A 9,665-nucleotide genomic window follows, 5' to 3' on the forward strand; every position below is an offset into this window, starting at 1 on the left:
TCAGCCCCCCACTCTCCCCCTCTGTTTTCTTTCTTTGCCGCCACCCCTGGAGAAACCCCTCTCCCCACCCCGCCCAACCTCCCTCCCCCCCCCCCCTCCCCGCCGACCCCGACGCGGCTCCGCCGGGCCCGCCCCTGTGTCCGGGGTCAGGCGGAGCGCAGTGTCCGCCGGGCGAGCTCGAACGCGGGGAGCATCTCGTCGTGCTCCGCGCTGTCGAGCCCGCCCAGGTGCAGTACCACGGGTCCGCGGGGTGTGACCACGGCCAGCGCGGACTCCCTCTTGGTCTCGTCCAGCAGTGTGCTCGTGTAGACGTAGTCGACCCGTACCCCGGCGAGCCCGCCGGACGTGAAGGTCCGGTACTTCGCCTCGCTGGTGCCGTCCTCGGCGGCCACGAAGGCCCGCAGCACCGCGCCGGCGTCGCCGCTTCCGGGCTTTCCGGTCGACACCCGCAGAAAGCCGATGGCCCCGGCCGGCTTGGCGTCGATCTCGCAGACCAGGGTCACCGGACCCTGCCGCAGCAGGCTCTCCGCCAGGTCGCCGTCCGTGCCCTCCGAGGCGACCGCGGCCAGGCCGTCGACGGCCTCCGCCTGCCAGCCGCGGGCGATGTCGAACGTGACCGGCAGCGCACAGGCCGAACCGGCGGCGCCGATCGTGCCCCCGCTCTGCGCCGCCCCGCTGGAGGTCTGCCCCGAGTCCGTGACGTCGGTCGCGCGCGCCGACACCCCGCACCCCGTCAGCAGCCCCGCGAGCAGTGCGAGCGGTACGGCTCTTCTCCCCAGGGTCCCCACCCGTTGCCTCCCCTTCGGCGTCCCCGGCGGGTCACTGTAATCGAGGCCTCCGACAAGGCTGGACGGATATGCGTCCGTGGAGCGCTGGACGGATGTCGGTCCGGGGAGCGCCAGTTGACCGGCTGTCATATTACTGAACCGTAACCTGACGGCTGCTACCGCGGGTAACACGCTGCTCGCTACCGTCGAGGAAGCCGCACCCGTCCCCCGGGCCGCACCGGGGACGCCGCTCCGCGCTCCTCGCACCACCTCCCACGTCCCGCACGTCAAGGAGGTACCCCCATGCCCGTTCGCATCCGCCTGCTGGCCACCGCCGTCGCCGCTGCCGCCTGCCTCTGTGTCCAGACCGCGCAGGCCACGGTCTCCCGAGCGGAGGTCTCCCGGGGCGTCACCATCCCGGCCTTCTACGACCCGCCCACCGGCCTCCCCACGGTCGACGGCACCCTCATCCGCACCGAATCCCTGCCGCTGGCCCTGAGTCTGCCGAGCCTGCCCGGTCCGCTGCCGGGCCGCGCGACCCGGCTGATGTACAAGTCCACCGACTCGGCGGGCGGCCCCGTCGCGGTCACCGGCGCCTACATCGAACCGACGCTGCCCTGGCTGGGCCCCGGCGCCCGCCCGCTGGTCGCCCTGGCGCCCGGCACCATGGGCCAGGGCGACCAGTGCGCCGCCTCCCTGGGCCTGGAGCACCCGCTGGTCCTCAACGGCCGGACGGTCTCCGTCGGTTACGAGGACCTGTCGATCTACCGGCTGCTCGCCGAGGGCGTCGCGGTCGTCGTCACCGACTACGTCGGGCTCGGCGCGACCGACCGGCTGCACACCTACGTCAACCGGCTGGACGGCGCCCACGCGGTCCTGGACGCCGTACGCGCCGCCCGAAGCGTGCCCGGCGCCTCGGTCACCGCCGCCTCGCGGGTGGGCCTGTTCGGCTACAGCCAGGGCGGCGGCGCCACCGCGGCGGCCGCCGAACTCCAGCCCGACTACGCCCCGGACGTCACCCTCTCCGGCACCTACGCCGGGGCGCCGCCCGCCGACCTCACCGCCGTCACCGCGGCCATCGACGGCACGGACCTGGCCGGCGCCCTCGGCTGGGCGGTGAACGGCTTCGTCCAGTCCGACCCGGCGCTGAAGCCGATCGTCGACGCCCACCTGGGCGCCGCGGGCCGGGCCGCCCTCACCGACCTGTCGACGATGTGCGTCGGCGACGCGCTCCTCGCCTACGGCTCCCAGCACAGCACGGCGTGGACCACCGACGGCAGCTCCGTCTCCGACGTCATCGGCGAGGAGCCCGCCCTCCAGGCCTTCCTCGACGACCAGCGCATCGGCCGGACGGCACCGGCGAGCCCGGTCCGGCTGGCGACCGGCGTCAGCGACGACCTCGTCCCGCACGCCCAGGCCCGCCGGCTCGCCGTCGACTGGTGCGACGAAGGCGCCGACGTCACCTATGTGCCGGTCGTGCTGCCGGACGCGGGGCGCGCCCTGCTGAATCACTTCGCGCCCCTGCTGACCGACCAGGGCGACGCCGTCGCCTGGCTCACGGCCCGGCTGTCCGGCCTGCCGGCCGTCTCCAACTGCTGGACCATGCCCGTACAGCCCTGACCGGCGGCCCCGCCGTTTGCCGTCGGCGGGCCGCGCACGGCAGGGTGCCGGTGTGCCTACCTTGCTGATCGTCCACCACACCCCCTCGCCGCACTGCCAGGCCATGTTCGAGGCCGTGGTCTCCGGGGCGACGACCCCGGAGATCGAGGGCGTCCGGGTCGTGCGGCGGGCGGCGCTGTCCGCCACGGCATCCGACGTCCTCGCGGCCGACGGCTACCTCCTCGGAACCCCGGCCAACCTCGGTTATGTCTCCGGCGCCCTCAAACACTTCTTCGACCAGATCTACTACCCCTGCCTCGACGAGACACAGGGCCGCCCCTTCGGCGCCTACCTGCACGGCGGCAACGACGTCACCGGCGCCCTGCGCGCCCTCGACTCCATCACCACGGGCCTCGGCTGGCGCCGGGCGGCCCAGCCGGTCACGGTGACGGGCGAGCCAGGCAAGGCCGACATCGAGGCGTGCTGGGAACTCGGCGCGACCGTCGCCGCCGGCCTCGCCGACGACGCCTGACGTGCCGCAGGGACGAAGGCGCGCGCGGTCCAGGGCACCTGACGTGCTCCGCGCGGCGCCCTCCGTCACCCGTACGGACGAAGGTGCGCGCGCCCGGTCCAGGGCACACGATGGGACCAGGCCGTGTCGTCGATCCGAGGGAGCGTCGGATGGCAGCGCATCGGCATGCCTCCGGGCCGCCCGCGGACGAACTGCTGCGGGAATGCGCCCGTGACGTCGTGGACGTCGCCGAGGGCATCCGCGAGGTGTGCGCACGGACCAGCTCCGTCCTGTTCGCCCCGGCGCTGACGAGTTCCGCGCGCCGCCGCCCGCGCACCGGCTGCGCCGCCCGCTGGGCGCTGCTGCGGGCGCTCACCAACAGTCAGGGGCTCGGCGGTTCGGCGATCGTGGCACCGGACGGCGTCGGACGGCTGCTCGGCGCGGCCGGGGAGGCGCTGGGCCGGGAGAGCCTGGCCGCGCTGGTGGCGGTCACCTCCCTGCGGCTGAGGATCGCCGCCGTCCTGCTCGACCACCCCGAGTTCGGCCGCGACCCGGGCATGCGCCGGCTGACGGCCGCGGTCACCGCCGACCGGGACCTGGAGGCCGTCCGCGCGCTGCGGTCCCTCTTCAAGGACCGTGGCGCCCAGCGGGCCCTGTCCGGGCTGGCCCCGATCCTGGCCGAACTCCTGGCCATCCGCGGCCTGCTGGGCGAGGACCCGGTCAACGACGAGACGGCCTGGGCGCTCGCCGCCGGCCGTGAGCTGACCACCGGCCCGGTGCGGGGCATCAGCGCCGCCCACCCCTCAGCCACGGACCGGGACGAAGGCGCCGTCCAGGCCGTCGAGCCGTCCGCCCGGGAGGCCAGGGGCATCGCCACCGAGGGCTCCCTGCTCGCCTTCCTGCGCAACCTGGACGTCCTCGACGCCGGGGGCCGCGTCCTGGTCCAGGAGGTGCGCGGCCCCGACGGGGTGCTCCGGTACGTCGTCCAGGCACCCGGCACGGCCACCGGCCGCCCCCGCGACGACTCCCCGCGGAACTTCGCCGACGCCTGGCGCAACCTGTTCATGACCGACTCGCCCTACACCCGCTCGATCCTGCTGGCGATCCGGGACCACGGTGTCCCGCGCGGCGCCGACCTGGCGCTCGTCGGGCACGGCGAGGGCGGGATCGCGCTGCTGAACCTCGCCCAGGACGAGGAGTTCTGCCGCGCCTACCGGGTCACCCACGTGGTCACCGTCGGCTCCCCGACCGGCGACAGGAGGCCCGCCGACCCGCGCACCTGGGTCGCCGGCATCACCAACCGGCACGACATCGTCCCGGCCCTCGACGGCCCCGGCGCGGGCTCCGCCTTCGACCCCCGCCTCAACGGGTACCGGGCCGACTACACCGGCCCCGACCACGAGTTCCCGCACTGCCACCTGCTCCGCGTCTACATCGACCACCTGGAGACGGTGATCCCGCAGGTCACCCAGGACGTCGACCAGGCCCTCACCCCCTACCGGGGCCCCGTGGAACGCACCCGCGTCTACCGGTTCGAGGACCGCGCCCGCCCGCCCGAGGGGTACCCCCTGCTGACCGTCCCCACCACCAGCGTCCCCACCTCGGCGGGCCCGGTCGACGTGCCGGTCCGCTACTACGACTCCTCCGCCGCCCACCTGTGCTACCCCGTCGACACGGACGTCGCCCGCAGCCTGCTGCCGGACGTCACCTGGATGGTCCCCGCCCGCTTCGGCCGCCGCGCCCTGGCCGTGCTCTCCCTCTACGAGCACCGCTGCACCACCATCGGCCCCTACACCGAACTCGGCCTGTCCGTCCTGGTCGACGACCTGTGGCGGCCGCACGCCTACGACCTCGCCAGGGACCTGCTGCGCCGCGTCGACCTGCGCCGCACCGGGCGGTACGTCGTCTCGCTCGCCGTCGGCACCGAGGAGGCGCGGGCGGTGGCCGAGGAGCTCTGGGCCCAGCCGGCCGTGCACGGATCCGCCGAGGTCGCCCTGCAAGGACGTGCGCTGCGGGTCGAGGCACCGGAGCTGGGCCTGAGCGTCGAGGGCGGTCCCGGCCCCGGCGTGCGCTGTCCGGAGGCGGACTGGGTGCTCTACGGCCGCCGGGGCGACAGCACCGTACGCACCTTGGTCCGCGCCGCCGGCCGACCGCGCGTCCACGCCCGCCCCCGGGTACGGCTGCGGCTCGACGGCGGGCACGGGCCGCTCGCCCGCCACCTCCAGATCCTCGAACTCGACACCGTCCGGCCCGGGTTCGTCCTGACCAGCCCACGGTTCGTGGCCCACAGAAGCGCCGGCGCGCCGCTGCCGCGCTGAGCCCGAGAACAGGTGCGCCCCATGGTGACCGAACCCCGTCCCGCCACCGCCGCCCCCGAACTCCTCGCGTACGTCAACGACCTGAGAGTCGACGCCGACCGGATGGACGGCTACGCGCAACGGCTGCGCGGTGCCGCCGTCACCCTGGCCGGCTGCGCCGAGGCACCGGAGTGGAGCGGGACCACCCTGGAGCGGCAGGCGACGGCCTGCGCGGCCGCGGCAGCCCATCTGCGCTCCGCGGCCACGGCCCTGCTGACCCACGCGACGAACTGACCGGCGGCCGGCCGGCGGCCGGGCGTACCGCGGGCCGGCGGCCCTCAGCCGCGCAGCGCCGCCTCCAGGACCAGCAGACACGTCTCGCCCGGCGCCGAGGGGTCGTCGGACAGCGCGTACAGCCGGAGCCGGTCGGCGTCGGCGATCTCGAGGTCCACGGCCCGGACGGTGACCGCGCGCCCGGCGGGGGAGTGGGCGGTGACCGCCGCGCAGTCCTGGGCGTCGACGTGGCGGCTCGGCACGGGGGCCCCGCCGACGGGTTCGCCGTCCGTGGACAGCACCAGGACCCGCCGGCCACCCCAGGTCGCCGCGTGCAGCAGACCGGTCTCGGGGTCACGGGCGATGCCGCGGAGGTGGTCCGGGTACCGGAACATCTCCTCCACCTCGCCGGTCGCCGGGTCCAGGCGGTACACGATGGACCGCGAGTCGGGCCGGTCCTCGGCCACCGTGACCCACACGAACTGCCCGTCGTGGGTGAGACCGCCCGCGTGGTAGACCGTGTCCTCGCCGATCTCCCAGTGCCGCAGCAGCCGCCCCCGCCGGCTCATCTCGAAGAGGTGCCCACGGCCCGTGCCCGGGGTGTACGACGTCCCCTCCGGGCCGGTGGTGGCCTCGGCCGGCCGCAGGATCTCGGCGCTGCTCACGAAGAAGCTGCCGTCGGCCCGGTCCATGCCCTGCGGGTGGTGGCAGGCGAAGTCCAGCGGAACCGTGTCCACGAGGACCCACTCGGCGGCTCTGGCCACGCGGGCGATGGCCTCGTCGACCGTCGGTTTCATCGAGGTGCCGCCTTCCGCCGCGGTCCCCTTCCTCCGATCATGCGGCGCGACCCCGGCGGCCGCATCCCGTGCCGCACACCGGCCATGGACACACGACGGCCCGGGCCTCGCGGGAGGCCCGGGCCACGGGACGGAACAGGGAGCGGGGTCAGCCGGCCGCGACGGTGCGGGGTTGTCCGGGGCCGGGCTTCGGACGGGTGCCGGTCCAGGAGGGGTCGGCGGTGAGGACAGGCGTGGGGGGATGGTTCATGAGAGGACGTGCTTCCTGGGATGTGGGGGGGAGGGAAAGACGGAAGGTCAGGCCGGTGCCGTCGACAGCTCGGCCCAGACGACGCGTGCGGAGGATCCCTCCGGCGCGACCGTGACGCCCCAGTCGAGGCTGAGCGCGTCGACCAGGAACAGCCCGCGCCCGTTCTGTTCGTCGGGTCTGGCCTGCCGGGGCGCCGGGAGCGCGAAGCTCCCGCTCTGGTCCTCGACCTCGATACGGATCCGGTCGGGGACGGCGTGCACCCGGCATATGATCCGCCGGCCGGCCGAGTGGACGATGGAGTTGGTGACCAGTTCGGAGGTCACCAGGACCGCGTTGTCGCAGGCCTCCTCGCACACGCCCCACGAGGCAAGCAGCTCACCCACGCTGCGGCGGGCGTTGCCCACCGCCCGGGGCGTCGGCGCCAGGTCGAAGGCCAGGCTGTGCGGGACGGGCCGGTCCCCGGAGGCGAACCGGTCGAGGCCTTGCGGCCCAGGGAGTCGACCGAGGCGTTCGCCTCCGGGTGGTCGGGGGATGCCCGTCGAGTCCGACGGGCGGTGCGGGCCCTCGGCGCCGGCCGCGAGGGCCGGTCGGGGCAGGCCGGGTATCCGGTCCTCGGGCAGTCGGTCGAGCGGCTGGGGGAGAGAGGGCGGGGCCATCGCCGTGCGCCTTTCGTCCGGCTTCGCAGCGTGGGGGGCTGAGCGGTCGCATCCGCCCCGGGCCGCGCGGGGGCAGACGACGACCCGTGCCTGGACGACACCGGATCGCAGCTCAGTCTCCCCCAACTGGACTGCTTCGCCTGCTCCTTGGTCGACCGGAGCAGTAGGTCCACTCTGGCATCTGCCAACATCGCCTCGCAACCGGCAAGTTGAAAATTGCAAGAAGTGAAGTGCATGCTGCTCCCGACAGGAAGTGATCGAATGAGTCCGTGGACCGATCACGAGCGCGTGAGACGGTGACCCTGAAACCTTGTGCGAGGGGGTAGGGCGTGACCTCGGAGACCGACTGGGGCGGGGCCCCATCCGTCCTGCGCATGATCCTCGGCCGGCAGCTGGAGGAGATGCGGACCCGGGCGGGCCTGACCTACGAGCAGGCCGGCACCGCGATCGGCGTCAGCCACTCCACGATCCGCCGGATGGAGGCCGCCAAGGTGGCCCGGCTCCGGCTGGCCGACGCGGAGAAGCTGCTGCAGGTCTACGGCGTGACGGACCGCCAGGAGATCGACACCTTCCTGCAGTCGGTGCGCGAGGCCAACAAGCGCGGCTGGTGGCACACCTACCGCGATGTGATGCCGGACTGGTTCGCCGCGTATCTGAGCCTGGAACAGGCCGCGTTGCAGATCCGCGCCTACGAGAACGAGTTCGTGCACGGCCTGTTGCAGACCCGGGAGTACGCCGCCGCCCTGCTGGGCGCCGGCAACCCGCACGCGCCGGCCGAGGCCACCGAGCGCCGGGTGGCGCTGCGTATGCGCCGTCAGGAACTGCTCACCCGCCCGGGGCCGCCCAGGCTCTGGGTCGTGATGGACGAGACGGTGCTGCGCTGGCCGGTCGGCGGCGCCGGGGTGATGCGCGCCCAGATCGACCATCTCATCGAGATCAACCGGCTGCCCAACGTCACGCTGCAGATCATGCCGTTCGCCAACGGCCCGCACCCCGCGATGCGCGCGGGTGCGTACCACCTCTTCCGGTTCCGGGCTCCCGAACTGCCCGACATCGTCTATCTCAACGGCCTGGTGGGCGCCGTCTACCTGGACAAGAACGAGGACGTCGTGGTCTATCGCGAGGCCCTGGACCGGTTGGGCGCCCAGGCGGCGCCCGCCAGAAAGACCGAGGTGTTCCTCGGTGCGATTCGCAAGGAGCTCTGACGTGCACCACCAGATACACAACGGCATCCCGTCCCGGCAACTCGGCGCGCGCGGCTGGTCCAAGCCGTGGAGCGACGACGCCGGCGGCGCCTGCGTGGAAGTGAAGAAGCTCGCCGACGGGCGGGTGGCGGTACGCCAGTCGACCGACCCGGACGGCCCGGCGCTGGTCTTCACACCCCGTGAGATGACCAGTTTCCTGTCCGGTGTGAAGGCGGGTGACGCCGACTTCCTGATGTGAGCTGTCTTCCCGGAACTTCCTTGCTATAGCTGATCGTTCACCCAACCCCCCACTTGTATCCCCCTGAGCACACACCCCCGCATCCCCCTCACCCCTCACCCGAATGGGAGACACGGCGTTGCCCGACAACGGATGGCCGGCCGACCGCATCGACACCGAGAACGCGCACTCCGCGCGGATCTACGACTACATCCTGGGCGGCAAGGACTACTACCCCGCCGACCAGGAGGCGGGTGACGCCATGGCCCGGGAGTGGCCCGCGCTCCCGATCCACATGCGCGCCAACCGCGACTGGATGAACCGTGCCGTGCGCTGGCTCGCCGAGGAGGCGGGGATGCGCCAGTTCCTGGACGTGGGCACCGGCATACCCACCTCCCCCAACCTGCACGAGATAGCCCAGGCCGTCTCGCCCGACTCCCGGGTCGTCTACGTGGACAACGACCCCATCGTCCTCACCCTGTCCCAGGGCCTGCTCTCCAGCACGCCCGAGGGCAGGACCGCCTACATCGAGGCGGACTTCCGCGATCTGTCGGACATCTTCGACGCCCCCGAGCTGCGCGAGACCCTCGACCTCGACCAGCCGGTGGCGCTCACGGTGATCGCCATCGTGCACTTCATGCTGGACGCGGACGACGCGGTCGGTGTCGTACGGCGGCTGCTGGAACCGCTGCCCTCCGGCAGCTACCTGGCGATGTCCATCGGCACCGCCGAGTTCGCACCCGACGAGGTGGGCCGGGTCGCCCGCGAGTACGCGGCCCGCAACATGCCGATGCGGCTGCGCACCATCGACGAGGCCGAGCAGTTCTTCACGGGCCTGGAGCTGGTCGAGCCGGGCATCGTCCAGGTGCACAAGTGGCACCCGGACGGCAACGGCGAGGAAGGCATCCGCGACGAGGACATCGCGATGTACGGAGCGGTCGCCCGCAAGCCGTGACCCAGGGTTCCGGGGGGGGGGGGGGGGGGCCCCCCCCCCCCCCCCCCGGGTAGGTTCCCGGGGAGGGGGGGGGGGTGACCGCAAACGCGGGCCCCCCACGGGGTCGGAGGCCCCCAGTCCCATTTCCCCGGAGTCTCT

10 protein-coding genes are annotated in these 9,665 nt (G+C 73.5%); 7 read left to right on the forward strand and 3 right to left on the reverse strand.

The window, feature by feature from the left end; translation table 11 throughout:
• Nucleotides 1-146 precede the first annotated feature (146 nt).
• Nucleotides 147-788 (reverse strand): lipoprotein, encoded by a 642-nt coding sequence (locus ACZ5K7_RS48055; protein ID WP_468924898.1) that lies wholly within the window; start codon nt 786-788, stop codon nt 147-149.
• A gap of 282 nt (nt 789-1,070) precedes the next feature.
• Between ACZ5K7_RS48055 and ACZ5K7_RS48060 the strand changes: the two genes are divergently transcribed.
• The 4 genes from ACZ5K7_RS48060 (at nt 1,071) to ACZ5K7_RS48075 (ending at nt 5,468) form a co-directional block, all read left to right on the forward strand.
• On the forward strand, nt 1,071-2,387 hold the full coding sequence (locus ACZ5K7_RS48060) for a lipase family protein (protein ID WP_468924900.1): 1,317 nt from the start codon (nt 1,071-1,073) through the stop codon (nt 2,385-2,387).
• Nucleotides 2,388-2,439: 52 nt separating this feature from the next.
• Nucleotides 2,440-2,898, forward strand: coding sequence for a flavodoxin family protein (locus ACZ5K7_RS48065; protein WP_351696771.1), 459 nt, complete (start codon nt 2,440-2,442; stop codon nt 2,896-2,898).
• A gap of 149 nt (nt 2,899-3,047) precedes the next feature.
• A complete protein-coding gene (locus tag ACZ5K7_RS48070; RefSeq protein ID WP_468924903.1) occupies nt 3,048-5,195 on the forward strand; it encodes an alpha/beta hydrolase family protein in 2,148 nt (715 codons plus the stop codon).
• Between the two features lie 21 nt (nt 5,196-5,216).
• Complete coding sequence (locus tag ACZ5K7_RS48075; protein ID WP_351696766.1) at nt 5,217-5,468, forward strand: hypothetical protein; 252 nt, start codon at nt 5,217-5,219, stop codon at nt 5,466-5,468.
• Between the two features lie 44 nt (nt 5,469-5,512).
• Here ACZ5K7_RS48075 and ACZ5K7_RS48080 read toward each other — a convergent pair whose 3' ends face one another.
• The gene (locus ACZ5K7_RS48080; protein ID WP_468924905.1) at nt 5,513-6,244 is read right to left on the reverse strand and encodes a DUF6454 family protein; all 732 of its coding nucleotides are present in this window, start codon (nt 6,242-6,244) and stop codon (nt 5,513-5,515) included.
• A 297-nt stretch (nt 6,245-6,541) separates the two neighbouring features.
• The gene (locus ACZ5K7_RS48085; protein WP_351696761.1) at nt 6,542-7,150 is read right to left on the reverse strand and encodes an ATP-binding protein; all 609 of its coding nucleotides are present in this window, start codon (nt 7,148-7,150) and stop codon (nt 6,542-6,544) included.
• Nucleotides 7,151-7,479: 329 nt separating this feature from the next.
• Between ACZ5K7_RS48085 and ACZ5K7_RS48090 the strand changes: the two genes are divergently transcribed.
• The 3 genes from ACZ5K7_RS48090 (at nt 7,480) to ACZ5K7_RS48100 (ending at nt 9,527) form a co-directional block, all read left to right on the forward strand.
• Nucleotides 7,480-8,355, forward strand: a complete 876-nt coding sequence (locus ACZ5K7_RS48090) for a helix-turn-helix domain-containing protein (RefSeq protein WP_351696759.1) — start codon at nt 7,480-7,482, stop codon at nt 8,353-8,355.
• A gap of 1 nt (nt 8,356) precedes the next feature.
• Complete coding sequence (locus tag ACZ5K7_RS48095) at nt 8,357-8,593, forward strand: DUF397 domain-containing protein (protein ID WP_351696756.1); 237 nt, start codon at nt 8,357-8,359, stop codon at nt 8,591-8,593.
• A gap of 118 nt (nt 8,594-8,711) precedes the next feature.
• On the forward strand, nt 8,712-9,527 hold the full coding sequence (locus ACZ5K7_RS48100; RefSeq protein ID WP_468924908.1) for an SAM-dependent methyltransferase: 816 nt from the start codon (nt 8,712-8,714) through the stop codon (nt 9,525-9,527).
• Nucleotides 9,528-9,665: the final 138 nt, after the last annotated feature.

Source organism: Streptomyces sp. NPDC031497 (assembly GCF_055580905.1).

Excerpts from the sequence above, each read along its gene's own strand:
- ACZ5K7_RS48085 (WP_351696761.1), bottom strand. The coding sequence starts at position 7,150 with ATGGCCCCGCCCTCTCTCCCCCAGCCGCTCGACCGACTGCCCGAGGAC.
- ACZ5K7_RS48070 (WP_468924903.1), top strand. The coding sequence starts at position 3,048 with ATGGCAGCGCATCGGCATGCCTCCGGGCCGCCCGCGGACGAACTGCTG.
- ACZ5K7_RS48060 (WP_468924900.1), top strand. The coding sequence starts at position 1,071 with ATGCCCGTTCGCATCCGCCTGCTGGCCACCGCCGTCGCCGCTGCCGCC.
- ACZ5K7_RS48080 (WP_468924905.1), bottom strand. The coding sequence starts at position 6,244 with ATGAAACCGACGGTCGACGAGGCCATCGCCCGCGTGGCCAGAGCCGCC.
- ACZ5K7_RS48075 (WP_351696766.1), top strand. The coding sequence starts at position 5,217 with ATGGTGACCGAACCCCGTCCCGCCACCGCCGCCCCCGAACTCCTCGCG.